General features: G+C 67.9%; 24 protein-coding genes. 10 read left to right on the forward strand and 14 right to left on the reverse strand.

What is annotated here, in order from left to right:
• Positions 1-23 precede the first annotated feature (23 nt).
• A complete protein-coding gene (locus ACIQTU_RS04110; RefSeq protein WP_400542705.1) occupies positions 24-788 on the forward strand; it encodes an SDR family oxidoreductase in 765 nt (254 codons plus the stop codon).
• A gap of 3 nt (positions 789-791) precedes the next feature.
• On the opposite strand, the gene ACIQTU_RS04115 is transcribed toward ACIQTU_RS04110, so the two are convergent.
• The gene (locus ACIQTU_RS04115; protein WP_400542708.1) at positions 792-2,438 is read right to left on the reverse strand and encodes a peptide chain release factor 3; all 1,647 of its coding nucleotides are present in this window, start codon (positions 2,436-2,438) and stop codon (positions 792-794) included.
• A 65-nt stretch (positions 2,439-2,503) separates the two neighbouring features.
• Entirely contained in the window at positions 2,504-4,129 is a 1,626-nt protein-coding gene (locus ACIQTU_RS04120) for a DUF1570 domain-containing protein (protein ID WP_400542711.1), read from the reverse strand.
• 214 nt (positions 4,130-4,343) lie between these two features.
• Here ACIQTU_RS04120 and ACIQTU_RS04125 point away from each other — a divergent pair, with 214 nt between their 5' ends.
• Positions 4,344-4,481, forward strand: coding sequence for a hypothetical protein (locus tag ACIQTU_RS04125; protein WP_400542714.1), 138 nt, complete (start codon positions 4,344-4,346; stop codon positions 4,479-4,481).
• 53 nt (positions 4,482-4,534) lie between these two features.
• Here the strand turns inward: ACIQTU_RS04125 and ACIQTU_RS04130 are convergent, their stop codons facing one another.
• The 3 genes from ACIQTU_RS04130 to ACIQTU_RS04140 form a co-directional block, all read right to left on the reverse strand.
• Complete coding sequence (locus tag ACIQTU_RS04130; RefSeq protein WP_400542720.1) at positions 4,535-6,025, reverse strand: tetratricopeptide repeat protein; 1,491 nt, start codon at positions 6,023-6,025, stop codon at positions 4,535-4,537.
• Between the two features lie 135 nt (positions 6,026-6,160).
• A complete protein-coding gene (locus ACIQTU_RS04135; RefSeq protein ID WP_390183159.1) occupies positions 6,161-6,541 on the reverse strand; it encodes a hypothetical protein in 381 nt (126 codons plus the stop codon).
• Between the two features lie 219 nt (positions 6,542-6,760).
• Positions 6,761-7,093: a DUF1491 family protein gene (locus ACIQTU_RS04140; RefSeq protein ID WP_400542723.1), complete on the reverse strand. Its 333-nt coding sequence runs from the start codon at positions 7,091-7,093 to the stop codon at positions 6,761-6,763.
• A gap of 92 nt (positions 7,094-7,185) precedes the next feature.
• Here ACIQTU_RS04140 and ACIQTU_RS04145 point away from each other — a divergent pair, with 92 nt between their 5' ends.
• The gene (locus ACIQTU_RS04145) at positions 7,186-8,025 is read left to right on the forward strand and encodes a hypothetical protein (protein ID WP_400542726.1); all 840 of its coding nucleotides are present in this window, start codon (positions 7,186-7,188) and stop codon (positions 8,023-8,025) included.
• Positions 8,026-8,101: 76 nt separating this feature from the next.
• Here ACIQTU_RS04145 and ACIQTU_RS04150 read toward each other — a convergent pair whose 3' ends face one another.
• The 3 genes from ACIQTU_RS04150 to ACIQTU_RS04160 all read right to left on the reverse strand — a co-directional run bounded on the left by ACIQTU_RS04150 (position 8,102) and on the right by ACIQTU_RS04160 (position 10,039).
• Positions 8,102-8,641 (reverse strand): hypothetical protein, encoded by a 540-nt coding sequence (locus ACIQTU_RS04150; RefSeq protein ID WP_400542729.1) that lies wholly within the window; start codon positions 8,639-8,641, stop codon positions 8,102-8,104.
• 289 nt (positions 8,642-8,930) lie between these two features.
• Entirely contained in the window at positions 8,931-9,656 is a 726-nt protein-coding gene (locus tag ACIQTU_RS04155; RefSeq protein WP_400542732.1) for a DUF6456 domain-containing protein, read from the reverse strand.
• Entirely contained in the window at positions 9,653-10,039 is a 387-nt protein-coding gene (locus ACIQTU_RS04160; protein ID WP_400542735.1) for a chromosomal replication initiator DnaA, read from the reverse strand. Before ACIQTU_RS04160 ends, ACIQTU_RS04155 begins: the two co-directional genes overlap by 4 nt.
• A 373-nt stretch (positions 10,040-10,412) precedes the next feature.
• Here ACIQTU_RS04160 and ctrA point away from each other — a divergent pair, with 373 nt between their 5' ends.
• Complete coding sequence (gene ctrA / locus ACIQTU_RS04165; protein ID WP_400542738.1) at positions 10,413-11,114, forward strand: response regulator transcription factor CtrA; 702 nt, start codon at positions 10,413-10,415, stop codon at positions 11,112-11,114.
• A gap of 124 nt (positions 11,115-11,238) precedes the next feature.
• Here the strand turns inward: ctrA and ACIQTU_RS04170 are convergent, their stop codons facing one another.
• Genes ACIQTU_RS04170 through fliI form a run of 3 tightly spaced genes read right to left on the reverse strand, consistent with a single transcriptional unit; the run spans position 11,239 to position 14,129 of the window.
• Positions 11,239-12,309 carry an endo-1,4-beta-xylanase gene (locus tag ACIQTU_RS04170; RefSeq protein WP_400542741.1) on the reverse strand — a complete coding sequence of 357 codons (1,071 nt, stop codon included), beginning with the start codon at positions 12,307-12,309 and terminating at the stop codon, positions 11,239-11,241.
• A gap of 6 nt (positions 12,310-12,315) precedes the next feature.
• Positions 12,316-12,729 carry a flagellar export protein FliJ gene (locus ACIQTU_RS04175; protein WP_400542744.1) on the reverse strand — a complete coding sequence of 138 codons (414 nt, stop codon included), beginning with the start codon at positions 12,727-12,729 and terminating at the stop codon, positions 12,316-12,318.
• Between the two features lie 56 nt (positions 12,730-12,785).
• A complete protein-coding gene (fliI, locus tag ACIQTU_RS04180; RefSeq protein WP_400542747.1) occupies positions 12,786-14,129 on the reverse strand; it encodes a flagellar protein export ATPase FliI in 1,344 nt (447 codons plus the stop codon).
• A 212-nt stretch (positions 14,130-14,341) separates the two neighbouring features.
• Between fliI and ACIQTU_RS04185 the strand changes: the two genes are divergently transcribed.
• Positions 14,342-15,760: a methyl-accepting chemotaxis protein gene (locus ACIQTU_RS04185; protein WP_400542750.1), complete on the forward strand. Its 1,419-nt coding sequence runs from the start codon at positions 14,342-14,344 to the stop codon at positions 15,758-15,760.
• Between the two features lie 88 nt (positions 15,761-15,848).
• Entirely contained in the window at positions 15,849-18,035 is a 2,187-nt protein-coding gene (locus ACIQTU_RS04190) for a TonB-dependent receptor (protein WP_400542753.1), read from the forward strand.
• A gap of 28 nt (positions 18,036-18,063) precedes the next feature.
• Here ACIQTU_RS04190 and ACIQTU_RS04195 read toward each other — a convergent pair whose 3' ends face one another.
• Positions 18,064-18,975, reverse strand: a complete 912-nt coding sequence (locus tag ACIQTU_RS04195) for an EamA family transporter (RefSeq protein WP_400542756.1) — start codon at positions 18,973-18,975, stop codon at positions 18,064-18,066.
• 87 nt (positions 18,976-19,062) lie between these two features.
• Here ACIQTU_RS04195 and ACIQTU_RS04200 point away from each other — a divergent pair, with 87 nt between their 5' ends.
• From ACIQTU_RS04200 to ACIQTU_RS04215, 4 genes are all read left to right on the forward strand, one after another.
• The gene (locus tag ACIQTU_RS04200) at positions 19,063-19,545 is read left to right on the forward strand and encodes an Lrp/AsnC family transcriptional regulator (protein WP_400542759.1); all 483 of its coding nucleotides are present in this window, start codon (positions 19,063-19,065) and stop codon (positions 19,543-19,545) included.
• A 109-nt stretch (positions 19,546-19,654) separates the two neighbouring features.
• The gene (cysK, locus tag ACIQTU_RS04205) at positions 19,655-20,635 is read left to right on the forward strand and encodes a cysteine synthase A (protein ID WP_400542762.1); all 981 of its coding nucleotides are present in this window, start codon (positions 19,655-19,657) and stop codon (positions 20,633-20,635) included.
• A gap of 57 nt (positions 20,636-20,692) precedes the next feature.
• Positions 20,693-21,907 (forward strand): DUF2336 domain-containing protein, encoded by a 1,215-nt coding sequence (locus ACIQTU_RS04210; RefSeq protein ID WP_400542765.1) that lies wholly within the window; start codon positions 20,693-20,695, stop codon positions 21,905-21,907.
• A gap of 165 nt (positions 21,908-22,072) precedes the next feature.
• Entirely contained in the window at positions 22,073-22,501 is a 429-nt protein-coding gene (locus tag ACIQTU_RS04215; protein ID WP_400542768.1) for a MucR family transcriptional regulator, read from the forward strand.
• Between the two features lie 159 nt (positions 22,502-22,660).
• On the opposite strand, the gene ACIQTU_RS04220 is transcribed toward ACIQTU_RS04215, so the two are convergent.
• Both ACIQTU_RS04220 and ACIQTU_RS04225 read right to left on the reverse strand, forming a co-directional pair.
• Positions 22,661-23,779 (reverse strand): DUF2336 domain-containing protein, encoded by a 1,119-nt coding sequence (locus tag ACIQTU_RS04220; protein WP_400542771.1) that lies wholly within the window; start codon positions 23,777-23,779, stop codon positions 22,661-22,663.
• Positions 23,776-24,888: a hypothetical protein gene (locus tag ACIQTU_RS04225; RefSeq protein WP_400542774.1), complete on the reverse strand. Its 1,113-nt coding sequence runs from the start codon at positions 24,886-24,888 to the stop codon at positions 23,776-23,778. Before ACIQTU_RS04225 ends, ACIQTU_RS04220 begins: the two co-directional genes overlap by 4 nt.
• Between the last annotated feature and the right edge of the window lie 4 nt (positions 24,889-24,892).

Consider the following 24,892-nt stretch of genomic DNA (forward strand, 5'->3'; position numbering starts at 1 on the left):
CCTTCATCACGCACGAGGTCGTCATGCCTGTTCTATCCAACAAGGTCGCCATCATCACGGGAGCCAGTTCCGGCATCGGGGCCGCCGCCGCGCGTCTGTTTTCAAGGGAGGGCGCGGCGGTGGTCGTCACCGCCCGGCGCGAGGCCCAGCTTCTGGCCCTGGTCACGGACATCGAGGCCGAGGGCGGTCGCGCGATCGCCGTGCCCGGCGACATCCGTGACGAGGCTCTGGCCGAGCATCTGGTGCGCACGGCGGTGGAGCGGTTCGGCGGTCTGGACGTGGCCCTGAACAACGCCGGGGCCATCGGCGCCAATGAGCCGACGCCGGAGATCGCGCTGGATCGCTGGCAGGATACGCTGGACGTCAACCTGACCGCCGCCTTCCTGGGCGCCAAACATCAGATTCCGGCGATGTTGGGCCGAGGCGGCGGCTCGCTGATCTTCACCTCGACCTTTGTCGGCCACGCCATCGGCATGCCGGGCATGGCGGCCTATGGCGCGGCCAAGGCGGGGCTGGTCGGCCTGTCGCGGGTTATCGCCGCCGAGTTCGGCGCGCGTGGCGTGCGCAGCAACTGCCTTCTGCCCGGCGGCACGGACACCGAGGCGGGGCGCGAGTTCGCCCACACGCCCGAGATCATCGCCTTCGTCGAGGGGATGCACGCCCTGAAGCGGATGGCGAGCCCGGACGAGATCGCCCGCGCCGCCCTGTTCCTGGCGTCGGACGCCTCCAGCTTCATGACGGGGACGGCCATGCTGGTCGACGGCGGGGTGTCGATCAGCAAGACCTGAGCGTCAGCCCCGTTCCTTGGTCTTGGTCAGGCTGATCCTGGGGAAGCGTTCGGAGACGTAGCCGGTTTCCCACGACGACTTGGCCAGGAAGACCGGGTTCTGGTCGATGTCGACCGCCATCTGGGGGCGGTATTTGCCGGCGAAGTCTTCCAGATCGGCCTTGGTCCCGTCCCCGGCCGGGGCGACCCAGCGGGCCTCAGCGTAGGGCGAAGGCTCGAAGATGACGTCGAGGTTGTATTCCTCGCCCAGGCGGTCGGCCATGACCTCGAACTGCAACTGGCCGACGGCGCCGACGATGAAGTCCGAGCCCAGTTCGGGGCGGAACAGCTGGGTCACGCCTTCCTCGGCCAGACCCTCCAGCGCCTTCTTCAGGTGCTTGGCCTTCAGCGGGTCCTTGACGCGGACGCGCTGCAGGATTTCCGGGGCGAAGTTGGGCAGGCCGGCGAAGCGGACCAGACCCGTTTCCGACAGGCTGTCGCCGACGCGCAGGACACCGTGGTTGGGGATGCCGATGACGTCGCCCGCATAGGCTTCGTCGGCCAGTTCACGGTCGGAGGCGAAGAACATGATGGGGGCGTTCACCGACAACTGCTTGCCGGTGTTCTGCACCTTCAGCTTCATGCCGCGCTTGAAGCTGCCCGAGGCCATGCGGAACATGGCGATGCGGTCGCGATGGTTGGGGTCCATGTTGGCCTGGACCTTGAAGACGAAGCCGGTGACCTCGTCGCGGCCCGGCTCGACCACGATGTCTTCGGGCGTCGGGGCGTTGCGGGTCTCGGGCGGGGCTTCCTTGCGGGCCGACATGGTCTTGGGCGGCGGGGCCCATTCGCCGATGGCCTTCAGCAGCTCTTCGATGCCGAAGTGGCGCAGGGCAGAGCCCCACAACACGGGCGTCATGTGGCCTTCCAGGAAGGCCTGACGATTGAACGGCTTGTAGCCCGCCTCGACCAGCTCCAGGGCGTCGGTCAGGTCGGCCTGTTCCGCGCCCTCGAAGTACTGCGCCGCCTCGCCCAGGGGCAGGGGGGCGGGGTGGGGGACGTCCTCCGTCGAGCCGGCAGGCTTCTTCGTATAGGGCTGGAAGCGGCCCGCGCCGCCGACCTCGGCCAGACCGCGCAGGCGGTTGCCGCTCTCGGCGGGCCACCAGATGGGCGAGGGGTCCAGCTGCAGGCGGTTGGCGATCTCGTCCAGCAGGGCCATCGGGTCCTGGGCTTCGCGGTCCAGCTTGTTGATGAAGGTGATGATCGGAATGTCGCGCAGGCGGCAGACCTCGAACAGCTTCAGGGTCTGCGGCTCGATGCCCTTGGCGGCGTCCAGCACCATGATGGCGCAGTCGGCGGCGGTCAGGGTGCGATAGGTGTCTTCCGAGAAGTCCTCGTGGCCCGGCGTGTCCAGCAGGTTGAACATCTTGCCGTCGTGCTCGAACGTCATGACCGAGGCGGTGACCGAGATGCCCCGCTCCTTCTCGATCTTCATCCAGTCAGAGCGCGCCCGCCGGTTGTCGCCCCGCGCCTTGACCGCGCCGGCCGCGCGCACGGCGCCGCCCGCCAGCAGGATGTGCTCGGTCAGAGTCGTCTTACCGGCGTCCGGGTGGGCGATGATGGCGAAGGTCCGGCGGCGACCGGCCTCTTCCGCGAGCGTGAGTTTCGACATGGCGCGCACCTAGCGCGAGGCGCGGCGAAAGTCACGCCATGGCGGTCAGCAGGCTCGCATTCGGCCTATTCCGGTTCGGCGGGGCGTTCCGAGGTATCCGCCTGTGTCGAGCTTTCATCGAAGTTTGTCGGGGCCTGGCCGAGGGCCGCCTGGGCCTGGGCGATCATCGCGCGGGCGCGACGCGTGTAGGCGCCCCGGTGCGGGCTGTTGGAGACCGGAGTCAGAACCTGCACCGCCTCGACATTGAGCGAGCGGGCCATATAGGCCTCGCCCAGCCGCACTCGGGTTTCGAAGGATTGGGGCGCCAGGGCGTAGGCGACCTCGAGCGTCGAGATGTCGTTGTCGGTGGGGTAGCGTGTCTGTCCTCGCCGGGTGTCGTTCAGGCCCAGGTAGACGCGGAAGTCTGTCGGGTCGTTGTCCATGGCGCGCGCCAGATAGCCGCTGGCTTTGGCGCGCAGGGTCTGGACGGCGTCTGGATCGGATGCGGCGCCGGCCTGATCGAGCATGGCCATGGCGGCGACCCTGAGGATGTCGGCGTCGGTCTGGCTATCGTTCAGGGCGGGGGCGAGCACCTCCAGCGCCAGGTCGGGACGAGCAGACAGGCGATGGGCGCGGGCGGCGAGCAACAGACCGGCCTTGTCTCCGTTATGCGTGCCCGCCAGGGCCAGGGCCGAGCGGATCAGCTCGGCCCTGTGCTCCGCCGTTTCGCGCGCCTCGCGGGCCTTCTGGGATTCGGACTTGCGGGTGCGGCCGTCTTCATCGGCGGGAGGCTCTACGATCGGGGTCGTGTCGAGGCGGATGTCCAGCCAGATGGCGTCGGCCTCGGCGCGGGTCAACGGCGTGATCGTGACGGTCGGGTCGGGCAGGGTGATCTGGGGCGTCAGGACGGTGATCGGGCCAGAGGCGTAGCGCCAGACGTCCTTCTGCAGTTCCTCCGCCGTCTTGCCGGTTGCCGCTTGCATGGCGACGACCGAGTCCTGGCCGCCGACGACGCTGTTAAGGTAGCTGCCCAGCATGCGCGTCCGCTCGGGCGTGCTCATGAAGTAGTGGGTCATGGCCCAGGCCTGGGCGTAGTAGAGGTGGCCGGGATAGCGGCCGGAAGCCGTCAGACGCCATTTCAGCACGTCCGGCATCGGGGCCCAGCTGTTGGCGCCGTCGGTGAGGGAATTCATCCGCCCGGCGTTATGGCGACCGAACTGGATGCGCTCGCCGTCGACATCGGCGGTCGAGTAATACTCGGCGAAGCCTTCCACAAACCACGACGGGTAGGCGTTCGATCGCATCTGGAACATGAAGTGGTGGGCGTATTCATGGAAGACCACCACGTCGCCCATGCCGCTGCGCGTATCGACGACCGAATAGATCCGGCCGCTGTTGGGCGCATAGTATCCGGCGACGCCTTCGCCGATGCCGGGAGAGACGCGATTCATGTCGCGACGTCCATCCGCCATGAAGATCTCGAGCTTGGGAACGACGTATTCCGTCTCGATCGGGTAGTAGGTGCGCAGGAGGGCGTCGAAGCGCTCGACCTTGCGAGCGTAGCGACGCAGGCTCGCTTCCGAGGTGTCGCCATAGACGATGAAATGGTCGGTCTCGGCCCTAAGCCATTCTGCATGGGCCTCGGGCGCGGCCATCAGACTGGCGCCCAGCGCAGCCACGACTGCGCCCAGCAGCCCAAAGCGAAACCGCATTTTGGCAATATTCAAGAACTGTTCCCCCGCAAACGCGATCTGAGACTTTAAAGAACGTCGGTGTTTCGTAAAGAGGCGCGGGCGTGGCGCGTCGTTTGTCATGAAATTTCACAATGCCGTGAAAGACCCTTCGCGAAGCGGGGCTTTTGTAGGCATCCTCGTTTCTGCGAGACGCCGGGCCATGAGCCCGTCGCCGCAAGGGAAAGGAAACGACATGGCTCTGGCGCATCCGGGCAAGGTCCCGCCCGTCCGCAGTGAACGAGAACTGCATCCGGTAATTGGGCTGATCGGCGGCTTTGGCCTGATCGCCCTGGCGGCGACGGTCGTGCATATCCTGTTCAGCCTGATCTAGCCGCCCTTCGCCGTTTCGTCTGGCGATGGGCGGCTGAGCGTTGGGCGCGGCGATCAGTCTTCGGTCGCTTCGCCCTCGGCTTCGCCCCTGCGCAGGGTTTCGGCCTCCTGGGCGTCGGCTTCGACCTCGCTGACTCCCTTGGCGCGCAACAACAGCGCTCTGGCACCGGGCGACGGACGGTGCGGGTCGTTCACCAGGGGTTCCAGCACGGTCACGGCCTCCTCGTTCCGGTCGCGGAACATCAGCACCTGGGCCAGGTTGATCCGCGCCTCGCCCAGTTGCGGGGCCAGGGCGAAGGCCTGTTCCAGCACCGCCACGTCGTTGTCGTTGGGATAGCCCTCGCCTCCATTCCGGTTTTCGGCGACGAGCAGAAGGGTGGCGTAGTTGGCGTCGTCGGCGCGATAGGCGCGGACCAGCAAGCCGCGAGCCTCGGTGTTCAGGCGATCCGAGTCTTCCAGATTTTCGGCGTCCTGCGCCGCCTTCATGCGTGCGCGAGCGAGATATTGCAGGGCCTCGACGTTGTTCGGCTGTAGCGCCAGCAGGCGCTGCAACGGCGCTTCAGCGGCGGCAGGGTCGCCGAAATGCAGTTCGGCGTGACCGAGCGCCAGGAGAGCCAGAGGATCGTCGGGATGACGGGCGGCGGCGCGGCGCACCTCTTCGGCCGTGGCGGCGCGCTGCTCGGCGGGGACGCCGATCTTGAGCCTCTGGTTCAGCAGCAGAAGATCGTCGGCCGAAGGCGGCAGCCGCGTCACCGTCATGGCTTGCGGGGGGAAGGTCACCGTCAAGCCCTGATAGGGAATGCGCCCGTTCATGTAGCGGCGCAGGGTGAGGCGCAGTTCTATCGGATCGAGGCCGGTCGCGCGCTCCATGGCCTCGACAGGGTCGCCGCCGGCCCCGACATCGCGCAGATAGACGTCGAGGGTCTTCTGTCGCTCGGTGTCGCCAAGGAACCAGTGGGTCAGCAGCCAGGCCAGGGGATAATAGGTGTCGCGGTGACGGGCGCTTTGCAGCGGCCGCTTGGACAGGAGTTCCGCAATGGGCATCCAGGACGCCGCCTGCAAAGCATAGGCGCGGTTCTCATTGTATTTGCCGACCAGGATGCGCGACTTCCCGATCTCGACGGTGGCGTAGTATTCGGCGAATCCCTCCACGAACCATCCCGGATAGGGATAGGCGAAGTTCTGCTTCATGAAGTGATGCGCGTATTCGTGCTTGAGGGTGTTCACGGTCTGATCGCGCAGGGCGATCCCGAAGATGTCCTCGTCGGTGGCCGTATAGAAGCCCGCGACGTTCTCGGCCAGATCGGGGCTGACCTGGAGCAGGCCGCGGCGGGAAGCCACCAGATAGATGGGCAGTTTGCGCAGAGGGGCCTCGTTGACGTCCAGTCCCATGCGTAGCCGAAGGAAACGGTCAAAGGTCTCCAACTCCTGAACGAACTCGCGCAGCTTGCCCTCGCCGCCGTCGCTGTAGACGATGAAGCGCTCGCTCTCGGCCCTGAGCCAGTCGGCATGGGCGGGTGCGATCCCGATTGAGGCAGCGGTCATCACGGCAAGGCCAGACGCGACGGCGGCCCCGCGCACGATGCGCGTCAAGCGATTGAAAAGCTTCACGTCGTTTCCCCCGAGGACGATGTCCGGAGGAATAGCGAACGTTGTTGTTTCAGGGAAGGGGTTGCGACGTCAGGCCGCCATGCGTCCCCAGACGGCCTTGTCGGCGGCGACGGCGCTCAGGCGGCCGTGGGCGGCGCGGGCCTGAAGCTGGCGCATGATCATCTCGGGCAGGGCGCAGAAGCGCGGCTCGACCAGTTCGGGGGCGCATCCGGCGTCGGGGGCGGCGAACAGGGCGGCGTTCACGCCCTCGGTCTTGTGCGCGATCAGCCAGGCCAGACGCCGGGCGCGGGCCGGATCGTTCCGGTGCAGCATCGGGTCCTCGGCGAACAGGTCGCAGCCCATCTCCAGCACATAGTCGAAGTCCAGCTTCTCGAAGCGTCGCACGTCATGGCTCGGGGCCGGGCAGGCCTCGTCCAGATCGAACACGACGTCGTTCAAGAGAAACAGCATGGGCCGTCCACCGCTATCCAGGCCCTTCTGGCCCGATGAGACAGGGTTACGACCGACTCGCTTGCGGTCCCGTTCACGAACGCGGTGAACGCGCGGTTAGGCATTATTTGTGGGACCTACCGCCCTTCGGGCTGCTTGAGGCCCGGCTTTATTCTTGGGCCTACCGCGCTTCGCGCTGCTTGAGGCCCGTTGGGTTTGGATGGGTTGGCGAGGACGGGGCTACGCCTCCTGCACCTTCTCCGTCAGGAAGTGCCGGCCCTGTTTGTCCTCGATCTCGACGACCCAGAGGTCGGGGTCGTAGCGGCGCTGGCGTTCGATATAGGCGTCCAGTTCGCTCTCGCTGTCGCTGACCACGGGCTGGATCCACAGGGGCTCGCCGTCCTGACCCGTCGCCTCGGTGAAGAGCCGCGCCGTGCGGTCAGAGGTGTTGTAGGCCTTGACGATGACGGCCCCGCCGCGGGCGTCGCCCTTCTTCACCACAGTGGCGTAGGCGCCCTCCAGTTCGGCGCGGCGGATCAGGGCGCCGGCCCAGACGTCGGTGGATAGAAGCAATTCGCTAACCCTGATTGGACACGGGACCGGAACCTTGCGGCCCTAGGGTCGAGTTCATGAGGATAGGCCTTTCTCCCCGGTCCGTCAGCAGGATGCTGGCCGCGACGCTTGCCGCCATGACGCTGGCGACGCCCGTCGGCGCGGCGCGCGCGGCGGTGACTGACGCCTTCTATGACCGCGCCTTCATGCTGGCCGCGCATCAGAAGTGCGACCTGTTCGAGCCCGGATTGATCGCAGCTTTGGACGCGGCGGCCCTGCAGGCGCGCAATGCGGCCCTGCGGGCGGGAACCCCGGCGGCTGACCTGACGGCGGCGGCGGCGCGGGCCCGCTCCAAGGCCTCGCGCACGGCCTGTGACGACGGCGACCTGAACCGGGTGCGGGCGCGGGTCGAGGCGGGCTTCGCCGGCTGGTCGCGCGCGGCCCGGATGAGCTTCCCCGGCGATCGCTCGGCCTGGCGCGGCGACCGCTATGAAAGCAAGACGATGGGCTGGCGGCTGGTGCAGGACAGCAGCACCGGCGGCTCGCCCGTGCGCTTCGGTCTGGCGGGGAGTCATCCGACGGCGACGACGCCGATGGCGGTGGTGTCCTTTGTCGGGCGGCCCCGGCCCTATGCCGCGCGGCTGGTGATGCGGGATCGCGAACAGGCCCCGCGCGTCTGGCTGACCGGGGGCGGCCTGCCGCCGGAAGCCGTGCGCCGCGCCTTCTTCGCCGCCTCGGCCCGGGCCGCCGCGCCCGGCCTGCTGCCCGAGGGCGCGCGTCAGGGCGAGATCTGGACCTTCTCGAACGAAGCCGCCGACGCCCTGGCCCAGCTGGACCCGCGCGAGACCTTCGTCATCCAGTTCCTGTTCCGCGACGACAGCGTGGCCGAGGCCCGCTTCGAGGCCGGCGACTTCGCCGCCGGCCGCGCCTTCCTGGCCATGGGGGCGATCTAGGGCGGCGTCGGCGGGACCAGCGTCTGCTTTCTCGACCGGGGTGATGGACCGCTTTCGACCCGTTGCGGACGTTCGGTCAGTTTGCGTCGGAGTTGAATACCAAGGGAGAGGTAGTCGCGACATCGTATTCTGAGACGTAAGCCGGATCGAGTTTGTAGCCGGACGGCGTTTTAATGAGTTGATACGGGTTCGGAATTGACCCTGTCGGCATCACGGGCAGCGACGTAGTTTCCGGCCAGCGGCCCATGATCCGGTTCATCAACCGATCTCTAAATCGGGTCGCCAGTTGGCTATCCTTGCCTTGAGCAAACATTATCCAGACGAGCCCTAGATGATCGGGCCCGTCCATAATTGTCGCTTCCGACTGATCGTCCTCGGTGCCTCTCCAAACAGCCGCATGAACTGTCATCTTAGCTTCTGGTATTGCCTCGGCGGCTTCTCTTAGACGGTCGTCACTCGCCGCATCCAAGTGAAGGCCTTCCGCCTCGGCCACTTGCCGAATGACCGCAAGGAACTCCGTCCTGTCAGAAGGCGAGGAAAGCGGTATCTCAAACGCAGCGACGGTCCGATTGCTCTCTGGCTGCGGCATACTGCATCCAGCGACGGTGATTAGCATGCCGATAAAGATCGCTCGCCACATGCTCGCACGGTAGGGGCCAAGGGATCGCTGTCAATGTCCGCTAACCACCCATAGCGGACATACCGCAGGGGCTGCCGTTGGTGGCGGTCTGGGAAGATTGTATTGACATTTAAGTAAATTGATGCGCTTGTTGGCGACGTGATCGGGGGTTCCGGAAAGACCCTGATCGCACCGGCTCGATGCGTCTGACCTGCAGGGCGCGTCAACGGATCGTGTGATCCCTCGACTTCGCCCGCCCCGGTTTGTCCGGGGCGGGCTTTTTCGTTCAGCCGAGGCCGTAGTGTTCGGCCAGGGCCTGCAGACCCTGTTTCAGCACCGTCTTGCCCTGACGGCGGCGCAGGGAGAGGTCCTGTTCCGCAAGCTGCAGCGACGTGCCGTGGATGCAGACGTGCTCGACCAGGGCGCGCAGGCGCGGGCCGCAGGCGCTCAGGGCGGCTTCGACGCGGGCGGCGGCCGACAGGGCGCGGTCGCCGGGTTCCATGCGGTCGCCGCCACCACCCGCCCCCGCGCGGGGCAGGGCGTCCCAGCGCATGGTCAGGGAGGGGCCCGACAGGGCGAGCTCGCCGTCACGGCGCAGACGTTCGCCCGCCGCCACTTCAGCGGAGCTCAGCCAGGGGCGGCCCGAGGCGTCCTTGCGTCGGGCCAGCCAGGCGACGGGGCTTTCGCCCAGATTGGCGCGGCGCGTCGTCAGGCGGCCGTCGGCCTCCATGACGGCGCGTTCGCCCTCTATCAGGCCGGGACGACCCGGCGGCGGGGATGGGGACAGCGAGGCGTTGGGCGCGGCCGTCGGACGCGGCAGCCAGCCGCCGCCGTCGCGACGGCGCAGACCAGGGCGCTCGACCAGGGCGCGAAACGCCGCCTCGTCCAGGGTCAGCACCACACGGCCGCGCCGGTCGCCGCCCAGCCGCAGGGGATAGGCGGCGCCCGCCTGATCCAGCCAGGCGCCGGGACGGTCCAGCAGGGAGCGAGCACGTTCGAGAGCGCGGCTCATCGGCTGGCTCCCGAGCCCGGAGCCAGATCGACGGCGGGCAGTTCCATGACGGCGCGCAGGCAGGTCTCCAGCCCATCCATGACGGTGTCGTACCTGTCGTCGTCGCGCTCGTCCTCAGCCCAGCGGCAGGCGGTCGAGGCCGTGGCCCGGTTGAGGCCGAAGGCGTGGCCGACGCGCTCCAGCGGCCAGCCATAGGAGACATGGGCCAGATACATGGCCGACCAGCGGGCGCGGCAGGCGCGCGGGCGCGTCCGCTCGCGTCGCAGCATCTCGGTCGCCGGCACGCCAAACGCATAGGCCGCCAGATGCAGGGCCGCGTCGGCGCGGATGCGATCGCCCTCCGTCACCGGCACGCGATAGGGCTCGGCCCGATAGGATTCCATGTCGTCAGTTGCTCCCGAACTTATTTTTCTGTGGTCCCCATCATGTGTCGTGCAGAGGGGTGAGTTAGGAATCTTGTCCTAACTGACGTCAGAATCGGTCGTTTCGCCTTGCCGGGCGCGGGATCGGCTGTGGAGCAATGGATGCGCGACGGGGGATCTTGCGAAGGTCAAGGGGGCAAGGCGCGCCGCGTGGTTAATAAATTAACGAATCCTTGACTCGGGACTCTGGACGGCGATTCGCAAATCACCTTAGGCGTTCCATATCGGGACCCGTTAACCCTTCTTAAGGTTTTGACCCGTTAACGTTGGAACAAGGTTACCCGGCTGTCGCTCCCTTGGCGGCCGAACCAAAGCTTTGCCTGGAGGGGCATGAATGCGCGTCCTGCTGATTGAAGACGATCACGCCACGGCCCAGAGCATCGAACTGATGCTTAAGTCGGAAGGCTTCAATGTCTATACGACCGATCTGGGTGAAGAAGGCATCGATCTGGGCAAGATCTATGACTACGACCTCATTTTGCTGGACCTGAACCTGCCCGACATGAGCGGCCTTGAGGTTCTGCGTCAGCTGCGCGTCGGCAAGATCAATACGCCGGTCATGATCCTCTCGGGCAGCCACGAAATCGACACCAAGGTCAAGACCTTCGGCGGCGGCGCCGACGACTATCTGACCAAGCCCTTCCACAAGGACGAGCTGATCGCGCGCACTCACGCCGTGGTCCGTCGCTCCAAGGGTCACGCCCAGGCCATCATCCACACCGGCGAGATCGCCGTGAATCTGGACGCCAAGACGGTGGAGGTGGACGGCCACCGCGTGCACCTGACCGGCAAGGAGTACCAGATGCTGGAGCTGCTCTCGCTCCGCAAGGGCACGACCCTGACCAAGGAAATGTTCCTGAACCACCTGTACGGCGGCATGGACGAGCCGGAACTGAAGATCATCGACGTCTTCATCTGCAAACTGCGCAAGAAGCTGGCGACAGCCGCCGGCGGCAAGCACTACATCGAAACCGTCTGGGGCCGGGGCTACGTCCTGCGCGACCCGTCGGAAGGCGCCGTCAACGTCGCCGCCTGAATGACGGCCTGAGCCTCCACTCGGGTCTGAAGATGGAAACGCCCGCCGGGAAACCGGCGGGCGTTTTGCATTCTAGGTGCGCTACCGGCCTTCGGCCTGCTTGAGCGACGTTTCGTGCGCCGGGTCAGCCGCCGAAGGCGTCCGCCACCGCGTGGAACATCGGGTTGGCCCGGCCTGCCGTATCGAACAGCAGGGGGCTGTCCTTGCCGTCGTCTTCCGTCCCGCGGCGCAGCCAGCTGTCGGTGTCGCGCACGCCCCAGACGGTGAAGGCGAACTGCTGGGCGCGGGGCAGGGCCAGGAAGGCCTCGGCCAGTTCGGCGACGCGGGCGGTCTGGCGTTCGATCCGCTGTGGGCGCGGCGTCAGGTCGAACAGGCGGTCGCCGGTGCGCAGCGAGGCGTCCAGTTCAGCGACATGGATGGGCAGGCCGAACTGGGCCAGTTCGCGGATGAAGGCGGCGGCCTGTCCGGACGGGAGGCTGATGTCGAGGTGGCTCTGCGTCCCCAGGCCCGTGACCGGGGCTCCCGCCTTCAGCAGCCGCTCCACCAGCCGCAGATAGGTGGCGCCCTTCACCGGATTGTTCTCGAGACCGTAGTCGTTGAGGAAGAGCACCGCATCGGGCGCGGCGGCCTTCGCCTGTTCAAAGGCGCGGACGATGTAGGCGTCGGTCCCGCCAAGACCCTGGCTCCAGACGCAGTCGCGCAGGGCCTTGCCGTCGTGCGTCACCGGCTCGTTGACCACGTCCCAGCCCACGATCTGACTGCGCCAGCGCCCGGCGACTTCGGCGATGTAGCGGTCGTACTCGGCGGCGAAGCGGGCGCGGTCGCCGGTCAGGGCTTTGAACCACGGATGGTCCTGCGCGTACCAGATCAGGGCGTGGCCAAAGAGGCGCAGGCCCAGGTCGCGAGCGAAATAGGCGATGCGGTCGGGAGCGTCGAAACGCAGCGAGCCGTCGGCCTGGAGGATGTACTCCATCTTCATCTCCCACTCAGGCGTGAGTTGGGAGAAGTGCTCCGACACCAGCTGGAACCAGACCTGATCCGACAGCTGGCCGGTCATGCAGGCTGTGCCGACCGGGAAGGGGGCGAGGGACTTCAGCGCGCGGACAGGGCGGTCGATCGGGACGACGGCGGCCTCGCCGGAGCCGCAGGCGGTCAGGGCGACCGTCGAAGCCAGCAGCGCGCGCCGGTCGATCATCAGGCGTCAGCCCCCCGCACGGCGCCTCAGGCCCATTTCGTCGAAGGCGGCGGTTTCGCGCTTGGCGGCGGCGAGCAGCTTGTTCAGCCGCGTCGTCTCGGCGACGTGTTCGAACTTCTTCAGCTCCTCGAAGGCGCTGGTCAGGGCGTCGCGGGCGCCTTCTTCCTCGGCGGAGACGGCGGCGACCACGCCTTCGGCGTCGGCGCGCTTCAGGGCCCAGCCCTTGAGATAGGCCTGGAGCATCATGCCGGAGGTCGGGTCCAGGCGGGCGTTCTGGCGTTCGATCTCGACCTCGGCGTCCAGGACGGCCACGCGCATCTCGGCCTCGGCCTTGCGGGCCGCGACCTCGGCCAGACGCTTCTGCAGCGTCTCGACCTCGTAGTTGGAGATGCGGATCAAGGATTGGGCCCAGGCGGTCATGGCGTCACGATGCGGTTGCGGGGGTTAATACTTTGGAACGGCGGTCGGCGAGGGGCCTAGGGGGCGGCCATGCCCTGGTTCAGGATGGCCTCCAGCCGCACGAAGCTCTCGTCCAGACTGGTGTGGTCGTCCTTGTCCTGGCCAAGGAAGTCCTCGAGCGCGGGGTTCAGGGCGATGGCGCGGTCGACGATGGGGTCGGCCCCGGTGCGATAGGCGCCGATCTTGATCAGCTCTTCCATGTTGGCATAGGCCGACAGGCACTGACGGGCGCGGCGGTTCAGTTCGCGCTCGGGCGGGGTCTGACAGCCGGGCAGGGTCCGGCTGACCGACTTGAGCACGTCGATGGCGGGGAAGCGGCCACGCTCGGCGATCTTGCGGTCCATGACGATGTGGCCGTCCAGAATACCGCGCACGGCGTCGGCGATCGGCTCGTCATGGTCGCCCCCGTCCACCAGGACGGTGAACAGGGCGGTGATCGGCCCGGCTTCTGTGCCGTCAGGCCGGATGGGGCCGGGACCGGCGCGTTCCAGCAGCTTGGGCAGTTCGGTGAAGACGGTGGGGGTGTAACCCTTGGTGGTCGGCGGCTCGCCCGCGGCCAGACCGATCTCGCGCTGGGCCATGGCGAAGCGGGTGACCGAGTCCATCAGGCAGAGGACTTCCAGCCCCTGATCGCGCAGGTACTCCGAGATGGCGAGCGTCATATAGGCCGACTGCCGTCGTTTCAGCGCCGGTTCGTCGGAGGTGGCCACAACGACGATGGCGCGCTTCAGGCCTTCCTCGCCCAGGGTCTCCTCGATGAACTCGCGGACCTCGCGGCCCCGCTCGCCGATCAGGCCGACGACCACGACATCGCAGGTGGCCTGCTTGGCCAGCATGGACAGCAGCACCGACTTGCCGACGCCCGAACCGGCGAAGATGCCGAGGCGCTGACCCCGGCAGGTGGTGGTGAAGACGTCCATCGAGCGGACGCCCAGATCCAGCCGCTCGCCCACCCGGCCGCGCGAATGGGCCGGCGGCGGCGAGGCGCGCAGGGGATAGGGAACGGCGCCCTGCGGCAGGGGCCCCAGCCCGTCGATGGGCAGGCCGAAGGCGTCGATGATCCGCCCCAGCCAGGCGGTGGTCGGACGCACGCTGGCGGCGGTGTCGATGATGCGGATGTCGGCGCCGGGGGCCACGCCCTCGACCGGGCCGAAGGGCATCAGCAGGGCCTTGGCGTCGCGGAAGCCGACGACCTCGGCGGGCAGGGGAGCCTGGCCGCGCCGTTCGATCTCGGCGCGGGCGCCGACGGCCAGACGCGACAGGCCGCCCCGCGATTCGATCAGCAGGCCGCTGACGCCCGCCACCTTGCCGGTGACGACCAGCGGGTCGATCGCTTCAACGGCGGCGACGAGATTGCGCAAGAAGAAGGCCCCTCAGGCTGCGTCGGATCGAGAAGGCGGAGCCTTCTGACCGCAGCCCACAAATATGCCCGTTAACGAATGCGCCAACGTGGTTAACGAGCGGTGAAGCCGGCCTACGGGAAGGCCCGTATATCGCCCCGCAGAAAAAGGAAGGTTTCAGATTTTACACTTGAGGGGCAATCAATCGAGTCTAACGCTGGGGAGCGGGCTGGATGTTCGGCAGGAAACGGCAGAAGCGTGAAGCGGAGCAGAAGCTCCATGATCTCGACAGCAAGATGGCCGCGATCGGGCGATCCCAGGCGGTGATCGAGTTCGATCTGGACGGGCGCATTCTGGACGCCAACGACAACCTTCTGATGACGATGGGCTATTCCCTGGACGAGATCCGGGGCCAGCATCACCGCACCTTCATGGACCCGGACGAGGCGGCCAGCCCGGCCTACGCCGCCTTCTGGCGCGACCTGAACGCCGGGCGTTTCGTGGCCACCAAGTTCCGGCGCATCGCCAAGGGCGGGCGCGAGGTCTGGCTGCAGGCTTCCTACAACCCGGTCATGGGGCCGGACGGGCGCCCGGCCAAGGTCATCAAGCTGGCGGTCGACATCACCGAGGCCGAGCAGGAGACGGCGCGGCGTGAGGCCGCACGGTTGGACGCCGAGGCGGCTCAGAACGAACTGGTCGAGGCCCTGGCTGACAGTCTGTCCAAGCTGTCGGACGGAGATCTGACGGCCCTGATCGACCGCGAGATGAGCGGCGCCCATGGGCGGGTGAAGGACGACTTCAACAATGCGGTCGACTGCCTACGCCAGACCATGAACCAGGTGCTGCACGCGGTCACGGGTCTGCGCGGCGGCTCGGACGAGATTTCCAGCGCCTCGGACGACCTGTCGCGGCGAACGGAGCAGCAGGCCGCCAGTCTGGAAGAAACCGCCGCCGCCCTGGATGAAATCACCGCGACGGTGAGGCGCAGCGCCGAGGGCGCGCGTCAGGCCGCCGCCGTCGCCGGCGAGGCGCGGAGCCAGGCGGATCGTTCGGGCGTGGTGGTGCGTGAGGCCGTCGCGGCCATGGACGGCATCAGCCAGACCTCGAACCAGATCAGCGACATCATCGGCGTTATCGACGAGATCGCCTTCCAGACCAATCTTCTGGCCCTGAACGCGGGCGTCGAGGCGGCGCGGGCGGGCGACAGCGGGCGCGGCTTCGCCGTGGTGGCGTCGGAAGTGCGTGCGCTGGCCCAGCGGTCGGCCGAGGCGGCCAGACAGATCAAGACGCTGATCTCGGCCTCGAGCGCCGAGGTGGCGCAGGGGGTGAAGCTGGTTGGCGAGGCGGGCGCGTCGCTGGAGGCCATCGCCGGCAAGGTCGGCGAGATGGACGCCCTGGTGGCCGAGATCGCCGCCTCGGCCCAGGAACAGTCGTCGGGCCTCGGCCAGGTCAATGCGGCGGTGAACCAGATGGACCAGGTCACGCAGCAGAACGCCGCCATGGTCGAACAGACCACGGCGGCGGCGGCCAATCTCAAGAGCGAGGCCGAGGGGCTGGCGCGAATGGTCGGACGCTTCCGCACGGGGACCAACGGGGCGTCGCCCGTTGCGTCGCAGGACCAGGGGGCGTGGTTGCGGGCCTCGGGATTTTGATCCCGGCGCGAGGTTCTGTGTTGGACGGGTGGAGAAGTTGACGTAGATGTAGATAGGAGGGCGTTACAGTAGGGCGGGGGTTACAGTAATGTTGTGGCTGCTGCTCGCTGCGTTGGACGCTGCAGAACTGGGTGAAGGCTCGACCGATCTGACGGGCCCGATGACGCCGTCCGCCCAGGTCGTCACCCTGACCAACCTCGATGATCCGGTGCGGGTGGACGACGTCGAGGTGCGCGGCCGGCGGGGCGCCGCGCGACTGGCGCCCGAGACCGAGCTGAACGGCGCCGAGATCGACGCCTTGGGCGCCTATGACATCGGCGAGGTTCTGGATCGCATCGGCGAGACGCTGGGCGTCGGCGACGAGCCGATGGTGATTATCAACGGCAAGCGGGTGGCGAATTCGAGCGTCTTTTCCGGCTTCCCGCCCGACGCCCTTGTGCGCGCCGAGGTGCTGCCGCCCGAGGCGGGGGGGCTGTACGGCGGAAAGCCCGGCCAGAGGGTCGTCAATCTGGTGCTGCAGCGGCGTTTCTCCAGCCATGACGCGCGCATGATCGGATCGCGTCCGACACAGGGCGGGACGTCGTCCCTGTCCGCCGATCTGCGCCGCTCGGCCATCGCGGGGGACAAGACGCATCAGTCGGGCGTCCGGGTTTCGCGCGACAGCCCCCTGCGGGCGGATGAGCGCGAGCGCGGCCATGAAAACGAGGGACCGGGGGCGGGGGCGATCACCCTGCGTCCGCGCAGTGACGCGGTCTCGGCCAACGTCAATCTGACGCACTCCCTGGGCCAATGGGCCGGTGTTTTCAGTCTGAGCGGTCAGGCGAGGGAGAGCCGTCCCGTCTCGCGTCTGGGCGCAAACATTGTCGAAGGCCGTCGCCAGTACGAAAACCTGGGGGTCTCGGCCGGACTTAGCGGAACGGCGCTTGGCTGGTCCGTGCAGGGGAACATGAACGGTCAGGCGTCGCGCTCTCGAGATGAGGGCTTCGCCGATATCCGAAACGAGAACCAGTCGCTGGGTTTCAACGGCACGGCAGGCCGGACGCTAATGGAATGGCCGTCGGGCGCAGTGGTCGCCAATCTGGGCGGAAATTTCTTGGGAACCCGTTCCGTTCTGGATCGAAATCAAGCCCGCACCACGACGACGTTCCATACGGGAGAGGTCCGCGGTTCGCTTTCGGTGCCGCTGTCGAAAGCAGGTGAAGAGCAAGGGAAGTGGAGCGGCCTGGGAGATGTTCTGGCGACCTTGGGCGGCAGTGTTCGGCAATCCAGCGCCGGCGGCGGCGACGAGGTGAACGCTGCTTTCGCCTGGACGCCGAACAAGGGTGTTCGGCTTAACGGCGTCTGGTCGGCCTCTAGCGACAGCGTGCCGGACCTGCAGAGGTTCGAGCCGGTCTATTTCGATACGCCGATGGTCGTGTTCGACTTCCGGACCGGAGAAGCGGTGGAGATCGCGCCGATCCGGGGCGGGAATCCGGATCTGCGGCCGCCCCACACAGAGAGCCTGTCCTTGACCGCTTCGATCGGGCCTTTCAGCCGGTGGTCTCTGGCCGGCAACCTCGGCTACCTGCGCACGGAATCGACCGACGGGATAGGTGCGCTGCCGGATCTGACCGAGGATGTGGAGGCTGCGTTTCCCGATCGGTTTCAACGGGATGCGACTGGACGTCTCATTAGTATTGATTTCCGGCCGATGAACCTCGGCTCGACCCAGACGGAAGGCCTGACCAGCAGTCTGAATTTCAACCTTCCGCGACCTGCCGGCGTCGCCGCCAACGAGGCGACCGTTGTTCGGGTGGCGCTCAACTATAATCTCCGGCTCGGGAGCACGCTTTCTCTGGCGTCGGGGCTGCCGGAACTCGACCGCCTGAAAGGGGATGGAGGCGGCGTCTCCCGACAGGATGCGCGGGCGATGCTCGACGCCCGGCGCGGGCGGTGGGGCGTCAATGCTTCGGCGCGGTGGGAGGAGGGCTATCGGACGCGGCGTTTCAGCGGCCAGGACGGTTCAGGGGATCTGATCACGGCGCCCTATACGGCGGTGGATCTCAAGCTCAGCTTCCAGATGACGTCGACCTCGGTTCGCGCCGCGAACGCCGACGAGGAAGGCGGGGCGCGTCGTCGCAGCGCCGGGCTGCAACTAAGCCTGGAGGTCAGCAATCTGTTCGACGCGCGGCCCGAGGCGCGTCTCGGCGACGGGGCCCCCGCGCCCGGCTATGGCCGGGACTGGCAGGACCCGATCGGGCGGAGTGTCCGTCTGAGCCTTCAGCGTCGCTTCTGACGACGCGTCGTGGGACAGGCGTAAAGGGTCAGGCCGGGGCGGCCGGGTCCTGCAGCGGCTGGTCTTCGCCCGCGGGCGACGTCAGGACCGCGCCGATCGAGGCGGTGATGATGGCCGCGATGGCCAGCCATTGCAGGCCGCTGAGGTGCTCGCCCAGGAACAGCAGGCCGGCCAGGGCGCCGACCGCCGGATCGCCGCTCAGCATGACGCCGAAGGTGCGCTTGGGGATGCCCTTCAGGGCGATCATGTCCAGGGTGTAGGGCAAGGCGCTGGACACCACGGCCACGATCAGGCCCAGCATCAGGATGGACGGGTTCAGCAGTTCCAGGCCCGCCGTGGCGAAGCCGAAGGGCACGACCGTCAGGGCCGCCATCGACATGCCGACGGCCACGGTCGGGCCGCTGGGCAGGTGGCTGACCCGCTTGCCGAAGACGATGTAGAGGGCCCAGAAAACCGCCGCCGCCGCGGCGAAGGCGCAGCCGACCGGGTCCAGGGCCTGAACGTCGCCGTTGAACGGCAGCAGCAGGGCCAGGCCCAGAACCGCGAAGCCGATCCAGACGAAGTGGATCAGCTTGCGCGAGTTGAGCAGGGCGATGGTCAGCGGTCCGGTGAACTCGATGGCCAGGGCCACGCCCAGGGGAATGGTGGCCAGCGACAGGTAGAAGCACAGGTTCATCAGACCCATGACCACGCCGTAGATCGCCAGCCCCTTGAGGTCGGCGCGGGTCAGCTGCGACCGCCACGGCCGCCAGACGGCCAACAGGATCAGGGCCGACAGGCCGACGCGCAGCGAGGCCGTGCCCGCCGCCCCCACCATGGGATACAGCGACTTGGCGAACGAGGTCCCAAGGGACAGGGAGACGATCCCGCCCATCAGGGCGAGATAGGGCAGGGCGGCCGCGAAGCGCGGCGCCGGCAGGGCGAGAGTCGGGGAGGACATGGGGCCGGAACCTAGTGAAAATCCACCTGTGTTTCTCGCTGATTTCTGCTGATAGGATGCAATAAAACCGCGTGAGAAAGATGACATATGCAGGAAACCGTCACGCTCGACGATTTTGACCGCCGCCTGCTGGATCTGGTCCGACGCGACAATCTGCAGCCTGCCCGCGTGCTGGCGGACAAGGTCGGCCTGTCGGAATCGGCGGTGTCGCGTCGCCTGCGCCGCCTGCGCGACGACGGGGTCATCGTCGCCGACGTGGCGGTGATCGACGAGCGGCGGCTGGAGCGCGCCCTGACCATGCACGTCCTGGTCGAGATGGAGCGCGAGGGGACCGGCGTGCTGGACGCCCTGATCGCCAAGCTGACCGCCCGACCCGAGGTCCAGGCCGCCTGGTATGTGACCGGCGAGACCGACTTCGTCCTCTATGTCCGGGTGCCGACCATGGAGGCTTATGAGGTCTTCACGCGCGAGGTGCTGAACGACGACGCGCGGGTGCGCGCCTTCAAGACCCTGATCTCGATCCGCGAGGTTCTGCCGTTTGATCCGGCGCGGCGGGGGCTGGCGCGATGAGGATTTATAGCTGCGCTTAATCGGTCGGCAGAAATCCTGTGCGGCGCGCTCTTGCCTCGCGCGTATAAGGACTGTCACCTAGACGAAACCGCCGCACGGAGATCTCCCCATGTCCGACACCGCCTATGACGCCAGCCGCCACAAGAAGGCCGGACGCGGCCGGGTGTATGACAGCATCGTCGACACCATCGGCGACACGCCCCTGGTGCGGCTGCCCAATCTGACGAAAGAGCTTGAGCCCAAGGCCACGGTGCTGGCCAAGCTGGAGTTCTTCAACCCGCTGGCCTCGGTCAAGGACCGCATCGGCGTGGCCATGATCGAAGCGCTGGAGCAGGCGGGCAAGATCAAGCCCGGCTCGGTGCTGATCGAGCCGACCAGCGGCAACACCGGCATCGCCCTGGCCTTCGTCGCCGCCTCCAAGGGCTACAAGCTGATCCTGGTCATGCCCGAGAGCATGTCGATCGAGCGCCGCAAGATGCTGGCCCTGCTGGGCGCAGAACTGGTGCTGACCCCGGCCGAACAGGGCATGAAGGGCGCCATCGGCATGGCTCAGGACCTGCTGGCCCGCACGCCCGGCGCCGTCACCCCCTCGCAGTTCGAGAACCCCGCCAACCCGGCCATCCACGAGGTCACGACCGCCGAAGAGATCTGGAACGACACGGCCGGCGCGGTGGACATCGTCGTCGCCGGGGTCGGCACCGGCGGCACCATCACCGGCGTCGGACACGCGTTGAAGCTGAAAAAGCCCTCGGTGAAGATGATCGCGGTCGAGCCGACCGCCTCGCCCGTCCTGTCGGGCGGCGCGCCTGGCCCGCACAAGATTCAGGGCATCGGCGCGGGCTTCGTCCCCTCCATCGTCGACCGCGCCGTGATCGACGGCGTCGAACAGGTCTCCAACGACGAGGCCTTCGACATGGCGCGCAAGGTGGCGCGGACGGAGGGCGTGCCGGTCGGCATCAGCTCGGGCGCGGCCCTGATCGCCGCCTTCCGGCAGGCGGCGCTGGACGAGAATGCGGGCAAGACCATCGTCGCCATCATCCCCAGCTTCGCCGAACGCTACCTGTCCACGGCCCTGTTCGAGGGGCTGTAAGGGGTCGGCCTTTCGCCCCTCACGCGCGGTTAACCGGCTCGCGCTAGGGTAGAAGCCATGTCAATTCCGGCTGTCAGTTCCGACGCCGACGTCCCGCCTGCGGCGTCGAAGGCCCGCCAGACGCTGCTGCGGCGGCTGGCGGACGTCGTCTGTCTGCCCGCCAGCCGGATCAACGCCTTCGAGCGGGCGGTGACGGGCGACCTGCTGGTCGACCTGTTGCGGCTGGCTTCGGTCGAGGAGCGGCGGCGCGTGGCGGTGCGGCTGGCCCCACTGGCGGAGCTGCCCGACAGTCTGGCGCGGCTGATGCTGCGCGACGAGCCGTCGGTGGCGGGGCCGCTGATCGAGCAGTGCGCCTCGTTGACCGACGTGGACCTGATCGGCTGCGCCCGCGACACAGGGATCGCACATCGCCTGCTGATCGCCGAACGGCGCGGCCTGTCGGAAGTGGTGACCGAGACCCTGCTGAGCTTTGGCGAGGACGCCGTCATCGAGGCGGTGCTGAAGAACACCTCCGCGCGACTGGCCCAGGGCGCGATCGAGGGCGTCGTGGCCCTGAGCCGCCAGAGCCGGGGCCTGTGCGCGCCGTTGCTGAAGCGGCCGGAGCTGCGACCGTCCGGCGCCTATGTCATGTTCTGGTGGTGCGGGCCTGAGGAGCGCCGCGCCGTATTGCAACGCTTCGCCGTGTCGCGTGAGGTGCTGCAGGACAGCGTCGAGGACCTGTTCGCCGTCGCCGCCGCCGAGGGCTGGTCCGACCCGGTCACACGCAAGGCCCTGCAGTTCATCGAGCGGCGCCAGCGCAACCGCGCCGCCATCGACAAGAGCCCCTATAACGGCCTGGAGGACGCGGTCGCCGCGGCCAGCCGGGGCATGACCCGCGAACTGGTCGGCGAGATCGGCTACCTGTCGGGGATCAAGCCGCTGACCTCGGCCAAGATCATGGGCGACGCCGGCGGCGAGCCCATGGCCATCCTGTGCAAGGCCACCGGCCTGACGCGGCTGGACCTGCAGACCCTGTGGAGGGCCATGCGCCGCCCCGAGGTCGACGCCAACGGCGAGGTCCATCCCGATTGGGAGCGGGTGCAGATTACTTATGAAATGTTGGCCGTGGATCGGGCGCAGACGGTGCTGCGTTACTGGAACTGGTCTCTATCGTCGGCCCTGACCCCGGCGCTTCTTCGTGCGATCCGCGAGGGCGACGAAGAGCTGATCGACGAATACTCCGCACCCGAACGGGCGGCCATGCTGGCGCTTGCGGATAACTTCGGTCGGTGAAGCTGATCGGTCGGTCTCGTTTTAGATCAGTATAGAAACTCACCGTTTCAATGATGATCTATGCTTGCATTGCTTTCATCACGGAACATCCGTATGAAACCGAACACCGACGGGTCGGGTCAGATCAGTCGAATGCGTTTGGCTCCTGCAACAGGCGATCCCCCCATGGAAGAAAAACCCGAACTGCTCGAAATGACGGCGGACATCGTGTCGGCCTATGTCAGCAACAACACCGTCTCGGCTGAAGCCGTGCCGGGTCTGATCGCTCAGATCCACGCCGCACTGTCGGGCGTTTCCTCGGCGCCGGTCGAAGTCGAGCCCGAGCCCAAGGAACCGGCGGTTCCGGTGCGCAAGTCGATCACGCCTGACTTCCTGATCTGCTTGGAAGACGGCCGCAAGTTCAAGTCGCTGAAGCGTCACCTGCGCACGAAATACAATATGAGCCCCGAGGAGTACCGGGCGAAGTGGGGCCTGGCCAAGGATTACCCCATGGTCGCTCCGAACTACGCCAAGGCCCGTTCGGACCTGGCCAAGCAGATGGGTCTGGGCCAGGGCGGCCGCAAACCGGCCCGCGCGCCCCGCGCCAAGAAGTAAGACCGGTCTTTCAAGGCTGGATGCAGCGCCCGTTCTCCGGAAGGAGGGCGGGCGTTTTGCTTTGTTGAGGCGCTATCGGCCTGCCTGAGCGCACTCTAGGTGCGCTACCGCCCTTCGGGCTGCTTGAGCGCGTTTGTTGGGGTGTTGCGCTTCTGGTCTTTAGGCCGCGTGCATGGCCTTGCGCATACGCCAGAAGCGCAGAGTGCGTTGGGCCGCCTCGCTGGTGAGGTCGTTGTACATGCCGGCGTAGGCGCGGGCCTTGCCCATGGCGTCGCCGTCGGTGTTGAGCAGGACGACGGCGTAGGTCAGGAACAGGGCGCGATCCAGGTCGGCGGCCTTGCAGACCACGGCCAGGGCGTCCAGTTCGCGCCGCTCGACAATCTGGCGGGCGGTGTGGAAGTCGATGTCGGCCAGCTGAGACAGGGCGATCAGGAACGACGTCCGGCTGCCCGAGCGCAGGAAGCGGGCCAGGACCGGCGGGGTCAGCTGACCGGCGACGTTCAGTTCCTCGACATAGGCCAGGCTCTCGGCGTAGTCGGGCGGCAGGGCGCCGTCGTCGGTGGCGACGCGGGTGCGACCGGCGGCCAGGGCGCTTTCCAGCAGGGCCGGGTCCATGCGGGCGTTCTGTTCCAGAATGCGCTGACGCAGGCGGGCCTCGACCTCGAAATACATCTCGTTCAGCAGGTCGGGCGGCAGGCTGGCGCGCTCGACGGTCGGGGCGTGCAGGGCTGGATTGACGCGGGCCCGCTCGACGGCGGTTTCGCAGGCGGCGCGCGACAACTGGGCGCCGTCGTTGCCCAGCAGAACGCCCAGGGTCTCGTCGTCGCCGCGCTCGATGATGGCGTCGGACACGGCCTCGGACACGGAGGCCCGCTGGCTGACGGCGCGCATATGGCCCTGACCGCGCGAGCGGATGACCTGGATCAGGTCGGCCTCGGTCAGCACCGGCGAGGCGCGCAGCACCGGGTGGGCCACGTCCTCGGCCTCGTCGTTGGCGAGGCGGCGGATCAGCTGGCGGGGCGCGTCGGGCGCGTGGGCGAAGCGTTCGGCCAGTTCGGTGCGGACGGCGAGCTCCATGGCGTCGGTCAGGTCACTGAGCACCGAGCCGTAGAGGGCGGTCTCGGCCTCGCTGCGCTCGGGGGCGCCGAAGAAGTGGTCGGTCAGCTCACGCAACAGGGCGCGGCGCTTCTCGCTGGAGGTCTCCTGCGCCAGGGCGATCAGGTCCGGCAGACGCGAGGCGGCGTCGACGATGGGTGAGGAGGGGGCGCCGTCGCTCATGGCTGGTCTTGGACTTCGGTGTCGGGCGCGGCCTGAAGCCGGCCGCTGGAATTGCGGATCAGGGCGGGCTGGGCCGGTGGTTCGGCCAGATCGGCGGAGGCCGGGGGCGTGGCCAGCTCGACCGGCAGGGCATCCAGATAGACCGTCGGCGGCAGGGGCGTGGCGTCGGGCTGGCGACCGGCCTGGCGATGCAGCGAATAGTAGCGGGCGCCTTCCTGCGGCGCCGGCTGAGAGGGCTGGGGCGGAACGTGAGCCTGGGCTTGGGCCTGCGGGACGGGCGCGGGCGCGGCCTGCGGCTGCGCAGGCGCGGCGACCGGTTCGCTCGGGGCGGCGCGCTGCAGGCGGAAGATGGGGGCGTCGCGGCGCGGGGCCATGGGGTCGAAGGCCGGGGCCTCGGGCGCGGGGGGCGTCGGCTCGGACGCCGGAGCGAGAGCCGGAGCGGTCGTGACGGGCGCCGGCGCCGGTTCGGGCTGCGTCGCATAATAGGCGGTTGGCGTCGTCACGGGCGCGGTCGGGACGGCCTCCGGCATCGGCACCGGCGGAGCATAGGCGACGGGCGGTTGCGGCGCGGGGGCGACCTCGGCCGGGACGGCATAGGCCTGCTCGACAGGGGGCGGTTCGGCGGGGGCGTAGACCGACTGAGGCTGAGGCTGAGGCTGAGGCTGCGGTTGCGGCGCGGTGCGGGTCGGAACCGGCGGCGCGTAGGCCGTGGGCGCTGGGGCCATCGCGGCGGCGTAGGGGGGGGCGGGCGGCGTCAGGTCGCGCGACCACGGGGTCGGCGCCGGGGGCGCGTAGGGCTGGGGCGGCGGGACGGGTTGATAGATCGGGGCGTTGGGGCCGAGCCAGGCGCTGGCGGGCGTCAGGTTTTGCGCCGGGGCCGTGTCCGGCATTCGGCCAAAGCCGCCGTGCGGGATGATCGGGGCGCGGCGGCGCGGCGCGTCGGCGGCGGGGTTGGCGACATAGGCGCCGGGAGCGCGAGGGGCTCCTGCGCCCTTGGTCGGCCAGGCGAGGTAGCGCTGACTCGCGCTTTCCTGGGCCGCAGCGGGCGCGGCGACGCTCAAGGCGCAGGCCCCGGCGGTCAGGATGGCGGTGATCGGCGGGCGTCGCACGGAC

Source organism: Brevundimonas sp. NPDC090276, assembly GCF_044772165.1.
Lineage (GTDB): Bacteria > Pseudomonadota > Alphaproteobacteria > Caulobacterales > Caulobacteraceae > Brevundimonas.